Raw genomic sequence first — 20,845 nt, 5'->3', positions numbered from 1 at the left:
TAGCATGGCGTCGGACGGGCTCAGGCAAACGCCGCCGGAGCTTTTTCACTGATGACCTGACCGGCCTGCATCCGGACCAGTTGATCGGCGATGTCGAAATAGCGGTCGTCGTGGGAAATGACGATGATGGTTTTGCCCAGCGCCTTCAGTTCCGGCAGCAGCTCGGTGTAGAACACCCGGCGAAACAGCGGATCCTGGTCGGCGGCCCATTCGTCGAACACCAGCACCGGGCGCTCCTCCAGCCAGGCGTTGAGCAACGCCAGGCGTTTGCGCTGGCCAGTGGAGAGGTCAGTGGTGCTGAAGGCGCCGTCCTGAATGCTGACCTTGTGGGCGATTTCCAGACGCTCCAGGTAGCGGTTGGCGTTTTTGGGCACTTGTTGATCGCCCTGGACCAACTCATCGAACAGGTAGTAGTCGGCAAAAATCGTGGTGAACAACTGGCGATAATCGTCCCGTTGCGCAGCCCCTACCGGCGTGCCATCCAGGAGGATTTCACCGCCCTGGGGGAGATAGAGGCCCAGCAGCAGTTTGATCAGCGTGGTCTTGCCGCCACCGTTTTCACCGACGATAAACACAATGTCCCCTTGGGCGATGGACAGGTTGACCGGTCCCAGGGCGAAGGGTTGGCTACCTTCGACCATTGGAAAGGCGTAGTGCACATCACGCAGTTCAAGCTGCTGGATCGTTGGTTTGCAACGGTTCTTGTCGTTGAGCAGCAGGTGCGGCTCCGGCGAGGAAAACTGCTCGGCCAGTTCGGCAATGCGCTTGAACGCAACGTTCGCCCGGCTGATCACTGGCAACGTCATCACCAGGTATTCCAGCGGGCCTTTCATATACAACAGCACCAGCACAAAACCGCTGAGCACGACCCTGTCCGTGCCCAGCCACAGCGATTGCAGGGCCAGGACCAGGCCAATGACCACAAAAAACAGCATCGAGCCGAAGGTCTTGGCCACCACGAAGGTGTTGACCGAACGAATGTTGGTGTCGCAGATGTAATCGGCGGTCGCTTCGATGCGCTGGCTGAACATGCGCTGGCGGCGTGGGCGATGAATGCGCAGTTCCTTGGCCCCGGCGGCGATGGCGCCGTAGTGTTTCTGCAGTGCGTCCTCGGCTTCACGGGCGGCTTCGAAACCCCTGATGCCACGAGCCCGCGCCAGGTACTGCACGACCGTGCCGATCACCAGGGCCACCAACAGCAGCAAGAACATCGGCAGTGACAGGTAGGCCAGGTAGCCCAGGCAACCGAGGGTGACGGTAAAGGCGATGGCCAGCGGCGCGAACGAAAAGGCGAAGTCGCTGACGGTATTGACGTCGTGGGTCAACACCGGGATGAGCCGATGGCTGCGATAGCGTTCGATCTGCTCGATGGGCGCCAGCAGGACTTTCTTGCCCAGGGATTTACGCAGCTCGGCGATGATGTTCTGGCCGACATGGTTAGTGCCGATGTCGGAAAGAATCGAGGTCAGCAGCGCCGCCGCGCAAAGCCCGGCGAACGTCGCCAGCACCTGGGGCGTGGGCGTTGTGGCGGCGTTCAGGGCGTCGTTGATGGTTGCCAGCAGGGCAGTGATGCTCAGGCCGCCCAGCATGCCCAAGAGGATGGAGCCTACGACAATCAGCCGGAAGGGTTTGAGCAGGCTGAACAGTTCACTGATCACCCCGCGTGTTGGTTGGCTCATGGAGGTTTCCCTGCTTGATGAAAAAGTCGAAGGCCGTCGCGGGTGGTTGCCGGGAGGGCTTTAGGGCGCAGGCGCGCCTGTCTGTAAGACGGTTGGAGTGGGAGGGGATTTAACGGCGAATGGCCTGAGAAACACCGTTTGTGGCGAGGGGATTTATCCCCGTTGGGCTGCGAAGCAGCCCCAATGAATATTGCCTGGATATTCCTGACTGATCTGTGTTGCCTGTTTGGGGGGGCTGCTTCGCAGCCCAGCGGGGATAAATCCCCTCGCCACAGGGTATTTGGGTGAACCTGTTGATTTACATATCCCGCGCCACCCGAAAACCGATCCAGTCGCCGCGATCACTCGGCACCAAGGCATTGCGGTTGCCGGAGCGGGAGAACACTGGCGCTTCACCCCAGTCGTTGCCGCGGATGCGCTTGAACTCGCACTTGCCGGTCAGCCAGGCGCTGCCGTCGCTGGGGGCACCCACGTAGTTTTCGTTGTAGCAATCGGCGGTCCACTCGTAGATGTTGCCGTGCATGTCGTACACGCCGAAGGCATTGGGCGCGAAGCTGCCGGCCGGGGCCGTGAAGTTGTAGCCGTCGGCCGCGCCGTAGGTGTTGGCGTGTTGGGCGATGCTGTATTCCTTGCCCTCGTCGAACGGGAAGGGGAACGGGCCGGTGCTGCCGCCGCGTGCCGCGTACTCGCGCAGGGATTCGCTGACCAGCCGGTATGGTTTGCCGGTCTTTTTCGACAGCCACGCCACATAAGCGTTGGCCTCGGCGAAATCCATGCACACCGCCGGGTGGCGGTCGGTGTATTGCTTGCGCGGGTCGCTGCCCTGGTAATCCGGGATGCCGGCCTTGCAGGCGCGGCCGGGGCGCTTGTCGCCATCGGGCATCTGGTAACCGGTGTCGCGCAGGTAGGCGAACCATTCGCCCTTCAAGACTTGGAAGCGGCTGATCGCCAGTGGCTTGGCGAAGGTCACCGGGTGCATCGGCCCCTCATCAGGCTCGCGGCCCACTTCGTCTTCCGGGGTGCCCATCTGGAAGGTGCCGGTGGGCAGCACGACCATTTCCGGGCAGTCCTTGCAGTCGCGAAAGACCTGGCCCGGTTGCGAGGCCAGGGCGCCGGAGGGCAGCAGGGCGACGAGGGCCAGTGCCGGGAGTAGCGTCAAGGAAAAACTGTTCATCCATCTCTCTCGATAAAGTCAGGTTCAGAGTGTCTTGGCCAGCAAGCCCATGAAGCGATCGATCTCGGCTTCGGTGTTGAGCAACCCCGGCGCGGTGCGGATTACCGGCCCGGCGTCGCGATGCACGGCGTCGGCGATCACCCGGTTCTTCATCAGGTAGCCGGCGATCTCATCGCTGTCGCGACCCTTGACCCGGAAGAAGGTGAAACCGGCGGACAAGTCCGGGCTCAGGGGCGTGACCAGTTCGATCTGCGGCAGCGCCACCAGCTGTTTTTTCAGGTAGGTGTTGATGGCATGAATGCGCGCCTGCACCTCGGTCTTGCCCAGTTGCAGGTGCAGCTTGAACGCTTCGTCCGCCGCCCAGCGATGCTCGAAAGCGTGGTAACCGCCGGGCGTCATGGTGGTGGAAAACGCCGTGGCTTCGGAGAAGGTCGGAATGATCGGCGTGACGTACTTGACCTCCTCGCTGCGGCTGCACACCAGGCCAGTGCCACGTGGGCCGAACATCCATTTGTGAGTGCCGGCGATGAAGAAGTCGCAGTTCATCGCCGGGAAGTCCAGGTCCTCGACGCCGAAACCGTGCACGCCGTCCACCACGTAAATGATCCGTTGCTCATCGCTGCGGCCCTGGTTGTGCTTGTCCACCAGGGCGCCGATCTTGTCGATGGGCAGTTTCACGCCGCTGCCCGAATGCACCCAGGTCATGCCCAGCACCCGCGTCTCCGGGCGGATGTTGCGCTCGATGGCGGTGAGGATTTGCTCGTGGCTGGCGTCGTGGGCGTTTTCGAACAGCTTGATCTTGCGCACCCGGGTGCCGTCCCGTTGGGTGCGCAACTCGAGAATGGTGTGGGTGGCGTAATGTTCGTGGGCGGTGGTGAGGATTTCCTGGTCGGCCGCCACATGGGCGCCGCCGTAGATCATCGACAGGCCTTCGGTGGTGCTGCCGGTGAGGGCGATCTGCTTCGGGCTGGCATGCAGGTAGCGGCCGGCCCAGGTCCGCACGTTTTCCTCGCGTTCTTCAGTGACGCCCAGGTCCCAGTCCATCAACAGCCCGGGGTTTTTATCCAGGGCGGCGCGGTGCTTTTCGATGGCCTCGCGCACCGGACGCGGGTGGGTGGTGACCAGGAAATTGGAGAAGTGCAGGTAGTCCGGGTCCTGGTTGAACAGCGTGCGCAATTGCGCCCATTTGTTGCGCGGCAGTGCCGGTAGTGAATCGGCACGGGCCGAGGCGGGGAGGCTGGCGGCCAACGGCAAACCGGCGGCGAGAATCCCGGCTTGCTTCAAGAATGTGCGGCGTTCATTCATGGTTGGACAGCCTTCTGATTCGAGGCCAATGCGGGTTTTGCGGCTTGCTGGACCTGATCCCAGACCCGCAGAAAGTTTCCGCCCCAGAGTTTGGCGATGTCCGCTTCGGAGTAGCCGCGGGTCAGCAGTTCGGCGGTGACGTTGCGGATGTCGCCAACGTTCTCCCAGCCTTTCACGCCGCCGCCTTCGTTGAAGTCCGAACTGATGCCGACGTGGTCGATGCCGATCTTGCGCACGGTGTAATCGATGGCATCGCCCAGGTCCTTGAGGCTGGCCTTGGGTTCTTCTTCGAGGATGGCGTAGAGCTGGCTGGCGTATTCGCCAAACCTTTGCTCCGGCCAGGCGGCGATGATCGGGTCGCCCGGCATCAGCGCCATCGCCAGGTTCGGCAGCGGCGGCAGGTCGAACCGTTCGCGCAGGGCGTTGAGTTTGTCCTGGGTCTTTGGCGTCAGCGGGCGCAGGTATTGGGAGAAACCGACGATCTGCACCACGCCGCCGCTGGCCTTGATCAGTTGCATTTCCTTGTCACTGAGGTTGCGCGGGATGTCGACCATGGCTCGTGGCGCCGAATGGGAGGCCACCAGTGGCGTGCGGCTCAGTTGCGCGACTTGCTCCAGGGCCTGGGTCGACATCTGCGACACGTCGATGATCACGCCCAGGTCGTTCAGGCGCGTCACCGCTTGCTTGCCAATCTCCGAGAGGCCACCGAGGGCGTCGGGCGAGTCGTTGAAGAACGGCAGCGGCCGCGAGGAGTCGGCCCAGTCGTTGTTGCCGATGTAGCTGAAGCCGAACATGCGCATGCCGCGCGCCGTCCACAGGTCTAGCAAGCTCAGGTCGTGGCCCAGGGGGTAGGCGTTGAGCATGCTGATGAAAATCGCGAACTTGCCTTCGCCGTGCAGGCGCCGGAAATCATCCGGGGTGTAGGCGATGGCGACCTGGTTGGGAAAGTCCCGGACCAGGCCGGTGATGATCTTGTAGCGCACCTCTTGCTGGTTGCGTGCCTCTTCGACGAAACCGGCGGTGGGCTTGTGCGGGGCGTTGGGGCCGTTCCAGATCTCGGGCCAGCCGAACACCGTCAGCGCCGCGCCGGAGAGCTGCCCGCGATTGGCTTTGACCAGGTCGAACTGGCTGCTGCCGTCCTTGTCGGCTTCATTGCCAGCGGTGCCGAAATCCAGCGGCACGGTGATGTGGCTGTCGAAGGACAGCAGGCGCTCGTGCAGTTCCCTGGCCTCTTTCATCACCTTGACCGGGTAGCCGGGGTTGTCCCGCCACCAATGGTCCCAGGCCGCGAGGCCGCCACCCACGGCCAGCGCCAGGATCAGGGGCACGCCGGTGAAAAGAGCCTTTTTCGAACGTGGTGTTGTCATTGCCGATCTCAGTCAGGTTCGCCTTGGAAGGACAGGCGCGGGGGGCTTTGCTATCTGGGGAGAACGAGTGATCGGCGGGGAAATTTAGGCGGCCTTCAGGCCCTCATCGCGAGCAAGCTCGCTCCCACATTGGAACGCGGTCACCTGTGGGAGCTTGCTCGCGATGGCGGTCTGACAGTCGCCCGATCTCTCGCGGATGTACCTGATCCATTGTGGGAGCGAGCCTGCTCGCGATGAGGCCCTCACAGCCTCTATAAATTTGTCAGCCCCCCCATCGTTCTAGCTTGGATAAAGCCCGCTCCAGGGCCGAACACAGGTAAGGCAATGACGATTACTCGACGATGGTTCATGGCAGGCCTGGCGCTGACCGGTGCCGCCGTGCCTGCGGTGTATTACGGGCATCGCGAACTGACCCGGCCGGACCCCACCATCACCCCCGGCGAGGCCTCGTTCGATGTGGCCGACGTGGCGGGCCAGCGCCGGGCCGATACGCTGCGGGGGATCTGGACCATCCGTTTCACCGGGCGCGATGCCGGTCTCGACGGCTTGCCCCAGGACGATCTGCAAGTGCTCCTCGATATCGGCCACAAGGGCCGTGGCCTGGTGGGTTACCTCGACACCGCCGAACGCCTGCGTGCCGGGGATGAACCCCGTTATCGGGTGTTGGGGGATTTGGCCGGCACCGACCCGAAGCAACTGAGCTGGCGCTTGATCGGCGCCCAGGCCTCCGGTGGCGCGCCGGACTATGAATTCACCATGACCCTGGACGAGGTCTGGGCCGGCTTCGGCAATGCCGGCAGCGCGACCCTCAGTGGCCGGGTGTCACGGCTGGACCGCCCGTTGGCCCTGCCGGAACTCGACAATCAGTTCATCGCCGTCAAGCAGCGCTTCCCCGAAGCCCGCGAGCGCACGCCGCTGAGCCCGGCGTTGCTGGCCTGGCTGGTGTCGCCCGAGCATCGGTTGTTCCACCAGCTCTGGCATGCCTCGCGGGACAAATGGCACACCCTGGACGAAGACAAACGCAACGCCCTGCGCGGCATTGGCTGGCAACCCGGCCCACGGGATCAGGAACGCGACGCCCGCGGCCCGCGCAAGGATCGCAACGGCTCGGGCATCGACTTCTTTTTCATGCACCGGCACATGCTCGGCACCGCACGTTCGATCCAGCCGCTGCCATCGTGGTCGCGCTTTCCGTTGCCGCAACCGGAGCTGGAGCGTGATCGCCAGGGGTTCGCCCGTTATTTCGACAACCACGACGGCACCGCCTTGCCGCCCACCTGGCTGGCCGACGGCGACGAGCAATACGCCCAGTGGGTCAGCGACATCAAGACCGCCGAGACCTACCACAGCAATTTCCAGGTCTGGGAATCGCGCTACCGCGACCCGCGCTACCTGGCGAAACTGACCCTGGGCCAGTTCGGCTCGGAAGTGGAACTGGGCCTGCACGACTGGCTGCACATGCGCTGGGCCTCGGTGCCGCGCGACCCGTCCAACGGCCATCCAGTGCCGTTCGCCCGCGATCCGGACGACTTCGCCGGGCGTTGGTTCGCGCCGGAAAACGACTTCCTCGGCGATCCGTTTTCCTCCCATGTGAACCCGGTGTTCTGGGCCTTCCACGGCTGGATCGACGACCGCCTCGAAGACTGGTTCCGTGCCCACGAACGCTTCCATCCGGGCGAAGTGAGCCGGCTTGAAGTCAACGGCGTGCCCTGGTTCGCCCCGGGCCGCTGGGTCGAAATCGCCGACCCCTGGCTAGGGCCGGACACCCACGGCTGCAGCACCACGCCGGGGTTGCAGACCGGTCGCTCGGTGGAAATGGACCCGGAAACCATGAAGCTGGCGCTGCGCATCACCTTCGGCAGCGATGACAAAAAGCTCACTGAACTGTTCCGCCGCGTGCCGCAACGGCCGTGGTATGCGCGCAATCTGAAGAGCAAGCCGGTTTAACTCCCTCTGCACGCTGCCCACAGAACATAAGGCAAGACCCTGTTGTGGCGAGGGGATTTATCCCCGCTGGGCTGCGCAGCAGCCCCAAACCAGCTCACTCAAAAATATCTGACACACCGAGGTGTTGGTGATTGGGGCTGCTGCGCAGCCCAACGGGGATAAATCCCCTCGCCACAAATGTCACTTGGCTTGAGGGTTGTGGTGTGGGCTTTTAGCGCGGCGCGGCGATGTCCAGGGCGCGGTTCGCCAGCAGCTCACTCAGCTCGACCATCTGTTGGATCCCCAGGGCAAAACTTCGCCGCGCGCCTTCCAAATCAAATGCCAGTTCGTTGGCCATGACATTGACCGAAGCCAGGGTTTCGCTGAGGTTGGCCAACAGGCATTCCAGGTCCGCGCCTTCTGCCACGGTGAACAGCTGGCCCGGCGGTGGAGTGGGGTTTTCAGGTTTGGGGTCGAGGTAAAAGGCGAGGGCGCGGTCGGCGGCTTCGTTGAGTTTTTTGGAATCGTCTTCGGGGGGATTGGGGGTGATCTTGAACATGGTGCAGCTCCTGATTATTCAATGGACGCTGCCAGACATCACTTGCAGATGATGAGGTGGCAGCTATGCGCGGGTCTGCAAGACCGGGAAACCAGGAACCCGGCAGACCCGAAGGTCTCCCGCACACAGCCGCCATAAAACGAACACGAACGTGTCGATAGGCTTCGGCTATGCGCCTGGTATTCGTCGGGCTTGCAGACCCGATCACTGATGAGCAGTGACGGGGAACAAGTTATCGATGGGGTGCCAAGCGCACAAGCCGGCGGATTCTGGCGCAGTTGTAGGCAACGACGCAAGGCGACGTAGCCTCGCTCGGGAGTCCTACATGGCCGGATAAACAGAGCCAAAGCCGAACATTCTTTATGAAGATGAGATCCATCTGTGGCGAGGGGATTTATCCCCGCTGGGCTGCGCAGCAGCCCCAAACCAGCTCACTCAAAAATATCTGACACACCGAGGTGTTGGTGATTGGGGCTGCTGCGCAGCCCAACGGGGATAAATCCCCTCGCCACAAATGTCACTTGGCTTGAGGATTGTGGTGTGGGCTTTTAGCGCGGCGCGGCGATGTCCAAGGCGCGGTTCGCCAGTAGCTCACTCAGCTCGACCATCTGCTGAATCCCCAGGGCAAAACTTCGTCGCGCGCCTTCCAGATCGAATGCCAGTTCGTTGGCCATGACATTGACTGACGCAAGGGTTTCGCTGAGGTTGGCCAGCAGGCATTCCAGGTCCGCGCCTTCTGCCACGGTGAACAACTGGCCCGGCGGTGGAGTGGGGTTTTCAGGTTTGGGGTCGAGGTAAAAGGCGAGGGCGCGGTCAGCGGCTTCGTTGAGTTTTTTGGAATCGTCTTCGGGGGGATTGGGGGTGATCTTGAACATGCTGTAACTCCTAGTATTCATTTTCAGGAGCCGACACCATCGCTACCAAACGATTGGGTGGCGGCCGTACGCGGGTTGGTAGACCGGAGCACTAGGAACCCGGCGCGCCCGAAGACGCCCTGCGCACGGCCACCATGAAACAGACGCCGAGACAGCATCTGTAGGAGGTGGCGCTTGCGCCTAGTTGACTCGCGGGCTACCAAACCCGATCGCTGAAATCAGCGACCCGGAAACAGTAAAAGCCACGAGCCAAGCGCACAAGCCGGCGGATTCTGGCGCAGTTGTAGGCAACGACGCAAGGCGACGTAGCCTCGCTCGGGAGTCCTACATGGCCGGATAAACAGAACCAAAGCCGAACATCCTTTATGAAGATGAGATCCATCTGTGGCGAGGGGATTTATCCCCGCTGGGGTGCGAAGCAGCCCCAAACCAGCTCACTCAAAAATATCTGACACACCGAGGTGTTGGTGATTGGGGCTGCTGCGCAGCCCAGCGGGGCGGTGCGACGTTTCGCTAAATCCCCTCGCCACAAATGTCACTTGGCTTGAAGGTGTGGTCGAGGCCTACATCACCCGCCAACCCCCACCCAACGCCCTGTACAACGCCACACTCGCCTGCACCCGCGCCAGTCTCAATTGCACGTTCATGTCCTGGGCGGCATAGAGCGTGCGTTGGGTTTCCAGCACCGTGAGCAGGTCTTCGGCACCGGCCTGGTAGCGGCGCTGGGCGAGGTCGAAGGCGGTTTGGGCCTGGTGCAGTTCTTCGCCTTGCCACTGCCGTTGCTGGTCCAGGCCGTGGATGCTGTTCAGGGCTTTTTCGACGTCGGCGAAGCCGTTGATGATGGCGGCACGGTAGAGCTCCAGCAGTTCTTCATGGCGCGCGGAGGCTCGGTCGCGTTCGGCACTCAAGCGACCGTTATTGAAGATCGGTGCGGCCAAACCGACGCTGAGGTTGTAGACGTTGTTGCGCAGCAACTGGTCGGCAATGTCGGCGCCTGTGCCCAGGCTCAGGCCCAGGGTCATGGAGGGCAGCATGGCCGCGCGGGCCACGCGGATGTCGGCCTGGGCGGCGGCGAGGCGGGCTTCGGCGGCGGCGATGTCCGGGCGGCGACTGAGCAGGTCACTGGGCACCCCGGCGTCGATAGTGGGCCAGTGCAAACGGTCGAAGTCTTCAGCGTCGAGCCTGACCGATTGCACCGGTTGCCCCAGCAGCGCCGCCAGGGTGATCAAGGCGTCCCGGGCTTGTTGCTGCACCTGCGGCAACTGGCGCTGTTGGGCCGCCACCAGGCTTTTCTGCTGGGACAGTTCCAGGGCCGTGGCGCTGCCGGCGTCGTAGCGGGTCTGCACCAGGTCGAGCACGCGCTGGGCGTTGGCCAGGTTCAGTTCGGCGATGCGCTGTTGTTCGCGCAATGACAATGCCTGGGTGTAGCTGTTGGCGACGCTGCTGAGCAGGGTCAACTCCACGGTCGCGCGGTCGAACTGGCTGGCCGAGAGCGTGCTCAGCGCACTGTCTCGGGCTGCCCGTTTACCCCCCCAGAAATCCAGCTCATAGCTGGCACTGAGGTTGGCGTCGTAGTAGTCGATGGTGCGGTTGTCCCGATCCACGTCCAACTGGCTGTAGCCCTTGCCCCGCAATAACTCCTGGCGATTGCCGTTGAGCCCGGCCGTGATTTCCGGCAGCAGTGGTGCGCCGGCAATGACGGCACTGGTCTGGGCCTGGCGCACCCGGGCCATGGCGGCGGCGAGGTCGTGGCTGTCCAGGCGCGCCTGTTCGATCAGCCGGTTCAATTGCGGGCTGCCAAAGTGCGTCCACCATTGCTGGTTATCGGCTCGGGCGCTGGGGGTATCGAGGTTTTGCCAGGCCGCTGGTGGTTGGATGTCGCTGTCCGGGACCGGCAACGGGCTGGCGCAGGCTGCCAGTAACAGGCCGGTCGCCAGGAGGGTCAGGTGCGCTTTCATAGGATGGAGTTCATTCACTGGTAAGGGCCGCGACCGGGTCGAGGCGGGCCGCCTTGCGGGCCGGCATGAAACCGAAGACGACGCCGGTGACCAGGGCGCAGCCGAAGGCGCCGAACACCGCCAGCCACTCGAACGCCACGGCGATCTTGCCCAGCAGCAACGCGCCGCCCACCAGCAGGGCCAGGCCGATACCGGCCAGCCCGCCGACCACCGAGAGCATCACCGCCTCGGTGAGAAACTGGCGCAGGATGTCGCGCTGGCGCGCGCCGGTGGCCATGCGGATGCCGATCTCGCGGGTTCGTTCGCGCACGGTCATGAGCATGATGTTCATCACCCCGATGCCGCCCACCAGCAGCGAAATCGCGGCAATGGCGCCGAGCATCAGCGACAGTGTGCCTTGGGTGCGGGCCTCGGCCTGGATCATCGCGGCGTTGTTGGTCAGTTCGAAATCCTGCTTGCCGTTGTGCAGGCGCAACAGCGTCCGAGACACGGCTTGCTCGGCTTGCTTGACCTTGCCCGCGTCCTTGGCGGCGATCACCACGTACTCCGGATGACGTGTGCCGAACAGCCGCACGCTGGCGGCGGAGTAGGGCACCGCGACACGGTTGTCGGCGTCCGAGTCCCCGGAGCTGGCGCCTTTTTCCGCCAATACGCCGACCACCTGGAATGGCACGTTCTCGATCAGGATGTAGCGGCCGATGGGGTCGGCGACGTCCTTGAGCAGTTTCTGCCGGACCTTGTGGCCGATCACCGCGACTGCGGCGGCGCTGCGCTCATCGGCCTCACTGAAATAGCTGCCCTCGGCCACCGGCCAATTGAAGATGGTCGGGAAATTCGTATCGTTGCCGCCCACGTAGCTGGTGTGGTCGAGGTTGCCGAAACGCACGCTGGCTTCGGCACCGTTGACCGGCATGATCCGTTGCACCTCGGGCAGGGCGGCGAGGGCAGCCAGATCGTATTCGCTGATAATGCCCTTGGCGGCGCGCGGGGTGGGCGCGCTGCCGTTGAGGTAGATGATGTTCGAGCCAAAGGCGCCCATCTGGGCCATGACCTGGCGCTTGCTACCTTCGCCCACGGCCAGCATCACCACCACCGAGGCCACACCGATGACAATGCCGAGCAAGGTCAGGGCAGTGCGAAAGCGATTGATCCACATCACCCGCCATGCCGCTTGTACCGCGTCCACCAGTTCGCCTTTCCAGGCGCCGTTGTGTTCGCTGCCGGCACTCAGGCGCTGGCGCAGGTCCACGGCTTGCAGTGCCTTTGGATTGGCTTGCGCGTCGGTGGGCGAAGCGGTGGCGCTGTCGCTGATGATCAACCCGTCGCGGATCTCGATGATGCGCTTGGCCCGGGCCGCCACTTCGCGGTCGTGGGTGATCAGGATCACCACGTGGCCCTGGCTCGCCAGTTCGTCGAGCAAGGCCATGACCTCGATGCCGCTCTGGCTGTCGAGGGCGCCGGTGGGTTCGTCAGCGAGGATGATATGGCCGCCGTTCATCAAGGCCCGGGCAATCGACACCCGTTGCTGCTGCCCGCCGGACAATTGATGCGGGCGGTTGCCGGTGCGGCTGGCCAGCCCCAGGCGGGCGAGCAGGGCGCTGGCGCGGGCGTGGCGTTCGGCGGCCGAAGTGCCGGCGTAGATGGCCGGCATCTCGACGTTCTCCTGGGCCGTGCCGGAGGGGATCAGGTGATAGCCCTGGAACACGAACCCGAAGGCCTCGCGCCGCAACCAGGCCAATTCATCGCTGCCCAGGTGGGCGACGTCTTCACCGGCGAAACGGTACTCGCCGCTGGTGGGGCGGTCGAGGCAGCCGAGGATGTTCATCAAGGTCGATTTACCGGAGCCGGACGCGCCGACAATCGCCAGGAATTCCCCGGCGTGAATGGATAAGTCGATGCCACGCAGCACCTCCACCCGAGGGCTGTCGCCACCGCCGTAGGCCTTGCGAATGTCCCGCAGTTCGATCAGGGGCGTGCTCATTCAGCCTCCGCTGCCGTCAGCCGGGCTGATCAATACCCGGTCGCCTTCACTCAGGCCGTCGAGAATCTGCGTGCGCAATCGATCACTGACGCCGGTGCGAACGCTGCGTGGCTGGACATCGCCATTGTCGGCCAGTACCCGCACCTGGTCGCTGTCCTGCAAGGCGGCGATGGGGATGGTCAGCACATCCTTGGCTTGGGCGGCGACGAAAAACACCTGGGCGGTCATGTCGGTCATCAAGGCGCGGTCGGCGTTGTCGACGTCGAGCAACACGGTGTAAAGCACCACCCGCTCGCTGCCGTTGCGGCCACCGCTGGGGCTGCCGCCCTGGCTGGCCTCCAGCGGGCGTGGCGGCACCGGCAGGATCTGCCGAACCGTGCTGCTCCAGCGCCGGTTGCCGCCGGCCAGGGTGGTGAAGTAGGCGGTCATGCCCGGCTTGACGTGGCCGATGTCGGCTTCCGAGACTTCGGCCCAGACCGTCATCGGCGACAGCCGGGCGATACGCAGGATCAACGGGGTTTGCTGCTGGGCGTTGAGGGTCTGGCCTTCCCGGGCCCCGACGGCGACCACGGTGCCGCTCATCGGCGCGTAGATGCGCGTGTAGCCCAACTCGGCCTCGTCGCTGCGCAAACTGGCCTGGGCCTGGCGGATCTGGGCCTGGAACATGTCGATGCGCGCCTGGGTTGCCCGCACCTCGGCCTGGGCGGTCTGCACGTCTTCCTCACGGGTGGCGCCGCCGGCCTTGAGCTGCTGCTGACGGCGGAATTTCTGCTGGGCCAGGTCGTGTTGAGCGCGCTGTTCCTGAAGCTGGGCCTTGAGGTTCTCGATCGAAAAACGCCCGGCGTCGAGCCGGGCTTTTTGTGTGGAAGGGTCGATTTCCACCAGCAACTGGCCCTCGCGAACCTCGTCGCCGGCCTCCACATGAATCTTCTGGATCTGTCCGGAGGCCTGGGCGCCGACGTCCACATAACGCCGCGGTTGCAGGGTGCCCAGGGCGGTGACGCTGTTTTCGATATCGCCACGGGTGACGGGCGCGGTGACCAGGGGCGCGCGGCTCGGCACGACGGCTTGCCACGCGGCGAAGGCCACGGCAGGAAGCAGGGCGAAGGTGACAAGCCAGGCGCGTCGGGTAGGGCGGGGACGTTTCATGCAGGGTTCCGGCCGGTGGTATCGGGGCCATCCCAGGACGAACAGGGACGGCAGGCTGTTCTGGTAGACGAGCGTTCCGGGCGGGAATTTAGCGGGTGAAACACTTGGTAGCAGTTGGCGGAAGGGCAACGCAACAACCAAGCCAGGTGATGTTGTGGCTAGGGGATTTATCTGTGGCGAGGGGATTTATCCCCGCTGGACTGAAGCAGCCCCTTATGGCCAACAACGCGGTGTGCCAGATGTTTCGAGTAGCAGGTTTTGGGGCCGCTTCGCAGCCCAGCGGGGATAAATCCCCTCGCCACAACAGTAGTGCTTGGCGCCAGTAGAAATGAACGAATCAGCCTTGATACAAACCAAAGCTTTAAATCTATATGAGAATTACTATAAATTACGCGATTGAATCTGCCACTATCGTGCCATTGCCTATTCCAGGCATGTCGAGTGGGCACAGGGATAGCGGTCGCAGCCATTGCGCACGGGAGTCATGTTGGAAAACTACTATCGCGAGCTGGTGTGTTTCCTGAACGCCAGGCTAGGCAACCGCCAGGCGGCCGAGGATGTGGTGCATGACGCCTATGTACGGGTGCTGGAGCGTGCCAGCGATGTCCCCATCGAACAGCCCCGGGCATTTCTCTACCGCACGGCGTTGAACCTGGTGATCGACGGCCATCGGCGCAATACCCTGCGCCAGGTCGAATCCCTGGATGTGCTGGACAGTGAAGAGCGTTTCTTCACGCCATCGCCCCACACCAGCTTCGACCATGGCCAGCGCCTGGACATGCTGCAGCGCGCCCTGGCCGAGCTGCCGCCGCTGTGCCGCGAAAGTTTCCTGCTGCGCAAGCTCGAAGGCCTGTCCCACCCGCAAATCGCCGAGCGCCTGGGCATTTCCCGGGCATTGGTGGAAAAACACATCGTCAACGCCATGAAGCACTGCCGCGTTCGCATGCGACAGTGGGATGCGCCCTGATGGGCTTGTCGCCGGTCGCACGGCGGTAAATTTTTTTTCATTGTCCTCGTTCATCTCAACAGACGACTTGCCGGTGCTTAAGACGCCGGTCAGGTTCCCCAGGCTTTTCGTGCCCTGTTGAGGGGCTTTTCCAGAGGACACTGGACATGACTCAGGCAATTGCATCGCCCATCGTTCATGACTTGATCGGCATTGGCTTCGGCCCTTCGAACCTGGCGTTGGCCATCGCGCTGCAGGAGCGGGGGCCGGTCCAGGGTGAACTGGACGTGCTGTTCCTCGACAAGCAGGCCGACTACCGCTGGCACGGCAACACCCTGGTGACCCAGAGCGAGTTGCAGATTTCCTTCCTCAAGGACCTGGTGACCCTGCGCAACCCCACCAGCCCTTATTCGTTCGTCAATTACCTCAAGCACCATGGCCGCCTGGTGGACTTCATCAACCTCGGCACGTTCTACCCGTGCCGCATGGAGTTCAATGACTACCTGCGCTGGGTGGCCGGGCACTTCACCGAACAGAGCCGCTATGGCGAGGAAGTGCTGCGTATCGAACCGGTGCTGCACAGCCAGCAGGTCGAAGCGCTGCGGGTGATTTCCCGCACGGCCCAGGGCGAAGAGTTCGTGCGCACCACCCGTTCGCTGGTGGTCAGTGCCGGCGGTACGCCGCGCATTCCTGACGTGTTCAAGGCCTTCAAGGATGATGCCCGGGTGTTCCACCATTCCCAGTACCTGGAGCGCATGGCAGGCCAGCCGTGCGTGAGTGGCCAGCCAATGAACATCGCCATTATCGGCGGCGGGCAGAGCGCGGCGGAGGCTTTCATCGACCTCAACGACAGCTTCCCTTCGGTGCAGGTCGACATGATCCTGCGTGGCTCGGCCCTCAAGCCGGCGGACGACAGCCCGTTCGTCAACGAAGTGTTTTCGCCGGAATTCACCGATCTGGTGTTCCAGCAACCCCACAGCGAGCGCGAGCGCCTGGTCAACGAGTACCACAACACCAACTATTCGGTGGTGGACATCGATCTGATCGAGCGCATCTACGGGATTTTCTATCGCCAGAAAGTCTCCGGCATCGCCCGCCATGCTTTCCGCACCCTCACCACCGTGGAGAAAGCCACGGCCACCGACGCCGGCGTGGAACTGGCGGTGCGCAACAACGCCACCGGTGAGCTGACGGTGCGCCGCTATGACGCCGTGGTGCTGGCCACCGGTTACGAGCGGCAGATGCACCGTACCCTGCTGGAGCCGCTGGCCCAGTACCTGGGGGATTTCGAGGTGGATCGCAACTACAAGCTGATCACCGACGAGCGCTGCAAGGCAGCGATCTACATGCAGGGCTTCTGCCAGGCCAGCCATGGCCTGAGCGACACCCTGTTGTCGATCTTGCCGGTGCGTGCCGATGAAATCGCCGGCTCGCTCTATGAGCACGGGAACAATCGTGGGCAGGCGCGGGCGGTGCGCGACTTGCTGCTCGCCGCCGTGTAGACGAGACCTGAGCTACGCGTTGGTCCATGCAAAACCCTTTCTGGGAGCGCAATGCTGTTCACTTGAGGCGTGACTGATTCATTGTGGCGAGGGGATTTATCCCCGCTGGGCTGCGTAGCAGACCCAAAGCAGCAGACTCAATCTGCCTGACACACCGAGTAGGTGATCTTAGGGCTGCTTCGCAGCCCAACGGGGATAAATCCCCTCGCCACAGGTTCGTCTACCTTCTCAAGTGAACAGCATTCCCCAGTTCCGGCCCCGGAAAAGGCCGGCCTCAGCTCACTCGCCAGGAAATTCTTCAGAAGTTTCCTACACTCATTTCACGCGTCCTGCCTGTTTGACAGACGCGTCGACGGTTCGCTGTTCCCTCGTATTGGCAGTCTGAACCCCCAAGCCGGTCCACCCTGACGAACGTGACGTCGGTGTGCGCCGGGCCGACTACGCCAAACGAAACAACCTGACCAGATGATGCAGCTTTTACGCACAGGCCTGGTGGCGCTGTTGCTGGGCTCATTGAGTGTGGCGCCACAGGTGGGCGCGGCGCCTGAGTCGCTGCAGGTGCTCGGACGCTCCAATGTGAGCGATTATTCGGTGTCCCTGGACGATGCCGATTGGGCCTGGCTGCGTCAAAAAGGCACGTTGCTGCTGGGGGCTTCGGCGCCGGACTATGCGCCTTTCAGCATTACCGGCACGGGGCGCGACTATGAAGGCCTGACCGCCGACTATGCGCAATTGCTCGGGCAACTGCTGCACGTCAAGGTGCAGGTCCGACGCTATCCATCCCGTGCCGAATCGCTCCAGGCCTTGCGTGGCGGTGAGATCGACATGCTCGGCACCGCCAACGGCTTCGAAGCGGCCGAGCCAGACCTGGCGATGTCCCAGGCCTACGCCGATGACCTGCCCACCCTGGTGGCGCGCATCGACGACAGCCAGGACTTGCCCACGGACCTGGCGGGCAAGCGGGTGGCGATGCTGTATCACTACTTGCCGCCGGAGACGGTCGAGGCGTTTTATCCCGATGCTTCGTTGCAGCTGTTCCCCTCGACCTTGAGCGCCATCGGTGCCGTGGCGTTTGGTCAGGCTGACGTTTATCTGGGGGATTCGATCAGTTCCAATTACCTGATCAGCAAGAATTACCTGAACAATGTTCAACTGGCCGATTTCTCGCGCATGGAAGTGCAGCCGTTCGCCTTTGCGGTCAGTCGTGACAACGCGCGCTTGTTGCGCATCGTCAATGCCGCGTTGCAAGCCATTCCCGCCAGCGAACGCATGAGCATCCTGCGCCGCTGGAGTGCCGGCGGCGCGAGCATGCCGGGTCAGCAGGCGCTGCATTTCAGCGTCAATGAGCAGCGTTGGCTGGATGCCCATCCGCGAATCAAAGTGGCCGTCAACGAGAACTTCCTGCCGCTGACGTTCTTCGATGAACAGGACCATTTGCGCGGCATCGGTGCCGACGTGCTGGCCCGGATCAGCTTACGCACCGGTCTGAAATTCGATGTGCAGCGCGGCGGCTCGGTTGACGACTTGATCGGGCAGATCAAGAGCGGCAAGGCCGACATCCTGGCCACCGCCATACCCAGCACCGAACTCGAAGACGAGTTGCGCTTTACCCGACCGTACCTGACGAACCCGTTCGTGCTGGTGGTACCTGTTCGGTCCAAGGGCCCGCTGACCCTGGACCAGATGGCCGGCAAGCGTCTGGCGCTGGTGCGTGGCAACGTGCTGCGCGAGTTTCTGCTGGAGCAGTTTCCCCGTGTGCAGTTGGTGACGGCGCAAAATGCCGCCGACGCCATGGCTATGGTCGCCGCCGGCACGGCGGACGCGGCGATCAACCCGCTGATCAGCGCCCGCTACATGATCTCTCGCCAATACCGTGACAAGCTGCAGGTCACCAGTACCGTGGGCACCGTGCCCGCGCGCGTTGCGTTGGCGACGAACCGGGGGGCGTTGGAGCTTTACTCGATTCTCGACAAGGCACTGTTGAGCATTTCTCCTGAAGAGATGGACGAGTTGACCAACCGCTGGCGCAGTGAGGTAGTGATCGACGACAGCTACTGGCTGCGCAACCGCACCACGATTCTCCAGGGGTTCACCGTCGCTGCGCTGCTGTTGCTGGTGACCTTGGGGTGGGTGATTTATCTGCGGCGGTTGCTGGAGCAATTGCGCGTCGCCAAGGAAAGCGCCGACGACGCCAATCGGGCCAAGACCACCTTCGTGGCGACCATGAGCCATGAGATCCGCACACCGATGAATGCGGTGATCGGACTGCTGGAACTGGCCCTGAAAAAAGCCGACCAGGGTATCGTCGACCGGCACGCCATCGAGGTCGCGTCGGGGGCTGCCCATGGTTTGCTGGATTTGATCGGCGACATCCTCGACATTGCCCGCATCGAGTCGGGCCGGCTGTCGCTGGCGCCGCAACGGGCCAATCTGCACGAGTTGATCGAGTCGGTGGCACGGATTTTCGAAGGCCTGGCCCGGCAGAAACACCTGCGCCTGCTACGGGTACTGGACGCTGCGGTCAACCGTGATGTGTTGATTGACCCCTTGCGCTTCAAGCAGATCGTCTCGAACCTGTTGAGCAACGCCATCAAATTCACCGACCAGGGCGAGGTGCGCCTGAGTGTGCGCGCAGAGCCGGACGCTGAGCTCAGGCGCCTGAGCATTTGCCTGCGAGTCGAGGACACCGGCTGCGGTATTTCGCCCGATGACCAGCGCCGCCTGTTCAGCCCCTTTACCCAGGCTGGCCATAGCACCCAGTCGGCCCGCAGCGGTTCCGGGCTGGGGTTGGTCATCAGTCGCACGCTGTGCGAAATGATGGGCGGCACCCTGACGTTGCGCAGCGTGGTGGGAGAGGGCACGCAGGTCGAGATTCTGCTGGACCTGCCCGTGCTCGACGCCTTGCCGGCAGCGCCACTTGTCGAGGACGAGACGCTGCTGCCGGCCCGGGCGCTGAGTATCCTGGTGGTCGACGACTATCCGGCCAACCGCTTGCTGCTGTCCCAGCAACTGGGCTACCTGGGCCATCGGGTCCGGGAGGCGCAGGACGGTGTCGAAGGTCTGCACGCCTGGCGCAGCGAACACTTTGATGTGGTCATCACTGACTGCAACATGCCCTTGATGAGTGGCTACGAACTGGCCCGCGCCATTCGCGACGAAGAGCGTGTGCAAAACCTGTCGCCCGGCGTGATCGTGGGGTTCACGGCCAACGCCCAGCCAGAGGAGAAGGAGCGTTGCACCGAGGCCGGGATGAACGATTGCCTGTTCAAGCCCATCAGCCTTCGGGAACTCAACGCGTGCCTGGCTTCGGTCACGCCGGATGCGCCGGCGCATGAGCCCAGCGATAGCATCGACTTGACCAGCCTGGAACAACTGACCAGCGGCGACACGGCCGCCATCAGCGCTCTGCTGGAGGAACTGCTCAGCAGCAATGCCGAAGACGCAGCGCGACTGTTGCAGCTGTCCACCCGACAAGACTTGCCGGGCCTGGCGGACCTGGCGCACCGGATCAAGGGCGGGGCGCGGATCATCCAGGCGCAACGCCTGATCGCCGCCTGCGAGGCGTTGGAAAGCGCTTGTCGGGGAGGCGATACGCCGCTGCTCGCCGATGCCGCGGCAGATCTTCACCAAGCCATGGAACACCTGGCCGAATACCTGAAAACCCATGTGGCAAGGGGATAAATCCCATCTTGTGGAAGCAAGGCTTGCCCGCGATGAAGCGAGGCGCTCTTTCAGGAACCGCGGTGCCTGTTTCGCGAGCAAGCTTTGCTCCCACATAAATCCCCTCACCACGGGGCTGCGTTCGGCTCCGGTTTCCCCGGTTGATCGGGTTGACGCTTTTCCCTCATCTTTTTCGGATTAGTCCTACAGCGCCTCACAAAAGCTTCCTCTAGCCTGACGGCCCTGCTTCATACCCGTCAGTGTTGCTACTGGAATGCCTGCCATGCCGAACAAAGCCCTCCGTATCCTGATTGCCGACACACAACATGCTCATCGAGTAGTGCTGGAGCGCCTGTTCAATCAACAGGGCTATTTCCGGATTGTCCCCGTGAGCCATGTGCAGGAGTTGCTGACGCTGGTGGAATACGGCAGCGAGCCGTTCGACCTGATTGTCGTCAACGCCGGGCTGGCAAGCGGGGCGCTGGACCTGCACGATTTTGTTATCTATAACCCACAGGTTCGTCACGGGATGATTTACAACGCGCAGCTGACCAGCCTGTCGCCGGTGCCTGTGGCGCGCCGATCGAGCATGCACCTGAGCCAGGCGCCACTGCCTGACCTCGCTTCCCTGCGGCGCCTGATGGAGCGGGTCGACCCTCACGCCAGTGAGTCGCTGCAACCGTGGACGCGCCCTCTCAGGCAGGGCCATGGACGCTGAGAGAGACCGTCGGTCTGCACTGTCGGATCTGACAGGTGGCATGGCC

At 63.1% G+C, this 20,845-nt stretch carries 14 protein-coding genes; 5 read left to right on the top strand and 9 right to left on the bottom strand.

Features of this window, described 5'->3' with window-relative positions; all coding sequences use genetic code 11:
• Positions 1-20: 20 nt before the first annotated feature.
• The 4 genes from AC30D9_RS06560 to pvdM all read right to left on the bottom strand — a co-directional run bounded on the left by AC30D9_RS06560 (position 21) and on the right by pvdM (position 5,525).
• A complete protein-coding gene (locus AC30D9_RS06560; protein ID WP_307576500.1) occupies positions 21-1,679 on the bottom strand; it encodes a cyclic peptide export ABC transporter in 1,659 nt (552 codons plus the stop codon).
• 298 nt (positions 1,680-1,977) lie between these two features.
• The gene (gene pvdO, locus AC30D9_RS06555) at positions 1,978-2,853 is read right to left on the bottom strand and encodes a dihydropyoverdine dehydrogenase (protein ID WP_490143702.1); all 876 of its coding nucleotides are present in this window, start codon (positions 2,851-2,853) and stop codon (positions 1,978-1,980) included.
• 24 nt (positions 2,854-2,877) lie between these two features.
• Positions 2,878-4,158, bottom strand: coding sequence for a pyoverdine-tailoring periplasmic protein PvdN (gene pvdN / locus AC30D9_RS06550; RefSeq protein WP_490143701.1), 1,281 nt, complete (start codon positions 4,156-4,158; stop codon positions 2,878-2,880).
• On the bottom strand, positions 4,155-5,525 hold the full coding sequence (gene pvdM / locus AC30D9_RS06545) for a pyoverdine-tailoring dipeptidase-like protein PvdM (RefSeq protein WP_490143700.1): 1,371 nt from the start codon (positions 5,523-5,525) through the stop codon (positions 4,155-4,157). The genes pvdN and pvdM overlap by 4 nt, the downstream gene beginning before the upstream one ends.
• Positions 5,526-5,849: 324 nt before the next feature.
• On the opposite strand from pvdM, the gene pvdP reads away from it, so the two are divergent.
• On the top strand, positions 5,850-7,472 hold the full coding sequence (pvdP, locus tag AC30D9_RS06540; RefSeq protein WP_490143699.1) for a pyoverdine maturation tyrosinase PvdP: 1,623 nt from the start codon (positions 5,850-5,852) through the stop codon (positions 7,470-7,472).
• A gap of 211 nt (positions 7,473-7,683) precedes the next feature.
• On the opposite strand, the gene AC30D9_RS06535 is transcribed toward pvdP, so the two are convergent.
• The 5 genes from AC30D9_RS06535 to AC30D9_RS06515 form a co-directional block, all read right to left on the bottom strand.
• Positions 7,684-8,010: a DUF6124 family protein gene (locus AC30D9_RS06535; protein ID WP_134925145.1), complete on the bottom strand. Its 327-nt coding sequence runs from the start codon at positions 8,008-8,010 to the stop codon at positions 7,684-7,686.
• Positions 8,011-8,558: 548 nt separating this feature from the next.
• Positions 8,559-8,885, bottom strand: coding sequence for a DUF6124 family protein (locus AC30D9_RS06530; RefSeq protein ID WP_134925145.1), 327 nt, complete (start codon positions 8,883-8,885; stop codon positions 8,559-8,561).
• 563 nt (positions 8,886-9,448) lie between these two features.
• Positions 9,449-10,843: an efflux transporter outer membrane subunit gene (locus AC30D9_RS06525; protein WP_490143698.1), complete on the bottom strand. Its 1,395-nt coding sequence runs from the start codon at positions 10,841-10,843 to the stop codon at positions 9,449-9,451.
• A gap of 10 nt (positions 10,844-10,853) precedes the next feature.
• Positions 10,854-12,824, bottom strand: a complete 1,971-nt coding sequence (locus AC30D9_RS06520) for a MacB family efflux pump subunit (RefSeq protein ID WP_307571648.1) — start codon at positions 12,822-12,824, stop codon at positions 10,854-10,856.
• A complete protein-coding gene (locus tag AC30D9_RS06515; protein WP_307571649.1) occupies positions 12,825-13,973 on the bottom strand; it encodes an efflux RND transporter periplasmic adaptor subunit in 1,149 nt (382 codons plus the stop codon).
• Between the two features lie 484 nt (positions 13,974-14,457).
• On the opposite strand from AC30D9_RS06515, the gene AC30D9_RS06510 reads away from it, so the two are divergent.
• The 4 genes from AC30D9_RS06510 to AC30D9_RS06495 all read left to right on the top strand — a co-directional run bounded on the left by AC30D9_RS06510 (position 14,458) and on the right by AC30D9_RS06495 (position 20,799).
• The gene (locus AC30D9_RS06510) at positions 14,458-14,940 is read left to right on the top strand and encodes a sigma-70 family RNA polymerase sigma factor (RefSeq protein ID WP_134925141.1); all 483 of its coding nucleotides are present in this window, start codon (positions 14,458-14,460) and stop codon (positions 14,938-14,940) included.
• A gap of 146 nt (positions 14,941-15,086) precedes the next feature.
• Positions 15,087-16,421, top strand: coding sequence for a lysine N(6)-hydroxylase/L-ornithine N(5)-oxygenase family protein (locus tag AC30D9_RS06505; protein ID WP_134925140.1), 1,335 nt, complete (start codon positions 15,087-15,089; stop codon positions 16,419-16,421).
• A gap of 465 nt (positions 16,422-16,886) precedes the next feature.
• Positions 16,887-20,102 (top strand): transporter substrate-binding domain-containing protein, encoded by a 3,216-nt coding sequence (locus tag AC30D9_RS06500; RefSeq protein ID WP_490143697.1) that lies wholly within the window; start codon positions 16,887-16,889, stop codon positions 20,100-20,102.
• Between the two features lie 262 nt (positions 20,103-20,364).
• On the top strand, positions 20,365-20,799 hold the full coding sequence (locus tag AC30D9_RS06495) for a response regulator (protein WP_490143696.1): 435 nt from the start codon (positions 20,365-20,367) through the stop codon (positions 20,797-20,799).
• The last annotated feature ends 46 nt before the right edge of the window (positions 20,800-20,845 follow it).

It is taken from the genome of Pseudomonas sp. DF11, from assembly GCF_058148565.1.
Note: the sequence above shows the minus strand (reverse complement) of the source record. Positions and strands in the feature narration are given on the sequence as shown.